Source organism: Streptomonospora arabica (assembly GCF_039531585.1).
In the GTDB taxonomy this organism is placed as follows: Bacteria; Actinomycetota; Actinomycetes; order Streptosporangiales; family Streptosporangiaceae; genus Streptomonospora; species Streptomonospora halophila.
This window is the reverse complement of record NZ_BAAAQI010000041.1, coordinates 1-1,039: the sequence shown is the minus strand read 5'-3', so window position 1 is coordinate 1,039 and position 1,039 is coordinate 1. Positions and strand designations below refer to the sequence as shown.

General features: G+C 71.6%; 1 protein-coding gene. It reads right to left on the bottom strand.

Going from position 1 to position 1,039, the window contains the following annotated elements; genetic code table 11:
* Positions 1 to 11: 11 nt before the first annotated feature.
* Positions 12 to 920 (bottom strand): IS5 family transposase, encoded by a 909-nt coding sequence (locus tag ABD284_RS25680; RefSeq protein ID WP_344149066.1) that lies wholly within the window; start codon positions 918 to 920, stop codon positions 12 to 14.
* Positions 921 to 1,039 lie beyond the last annotated feature (119 nt).

Here is a 1,039-nt window from a genome sequence, read left to right as displayed (position 1 = left end):
CTAGGCCCTGTTTAAGAAGGTGTCGTTGCGAGGTCGCGCAGCCAGATGTCGATCACGGCGATGTGGACCGTGGCCTCGTAGCGCAGGGCGAGCTTGTCGAAGCGCGTGGCCACCGCCCGGAACTGCTTGAGCAGCCCCACCCCGCACTCCACCGCATGGCGGTCCCGATACGCCTGCGCATCGAAGACCGGCGGCCTCCCGCCCGCCGATCCCCGGGCTTTGCGGTGGCCCCGCTGGTCAGCGGGCTCGGCGATCGTCGCCGGGACCTTGCGCCGCCGCAGATAGGCCCGGTTGCCCCGCGAGGAGTAGGCCTTATCCGCCAGCACCCGGTCCGGACGCGTCCGCGGGCGCCCCGGGCCCGGACGGTCCACGCGGATGCGCTCCAGCACCCGCGCGAACTGCGGACTGTCGCCGCCCTGGCCGGCGCCCACCACCACCGCCAGCGGTTTGCGGCCCTGCTCGCAGGCCAGGTGCAGCTTGGTGCCCCACCCGCCGCGCGAGCGCCCGAGCGCGTGGTCGCCGGGCTCATCGCCGGGCGGCTCGACCTGATGGTGCGGGTCGCCGCGCGCTCCGGCGGCGTGGGGATGGGCCCGACACGTCGTGGAATCCACCGAGACCCGCCAGTTGATGAGCCCTGCGGCATCGGCCCAGGCCCGCAGCTTGGCCGCGATCAGCGCCCAGAGCCCGGCGCGCTGCCAGGCCCGCAGCAGCGCATAGACCGATTGCCAGTGGCCGTAGCGTTCGGGAACGTCGCGCCAGGGCGCGCCGATGCGGGTGCGCCAGCGGATACCGTCCACCAGTTGCCGCCGTGTCCATGTGGGCGGTCTGCCGCGTCGGCTTCTGCGGGGCAGCAGCGGTTCGAGCGCGCGCCACTGCTTGTCGGTGAGGTCTTTGCGTCCTCCGATCGCTACCCTGGCCACCGAGGTCTCCGTGTAGACGGTCTGCTTGGTCGTTGATCCATCTACCGGAGACCTCGCTTATGCGCAGCCCCGACATGCCGGAGAAGCAGAACAAGCCGGGCTTCTTAAACAGGGCCTAG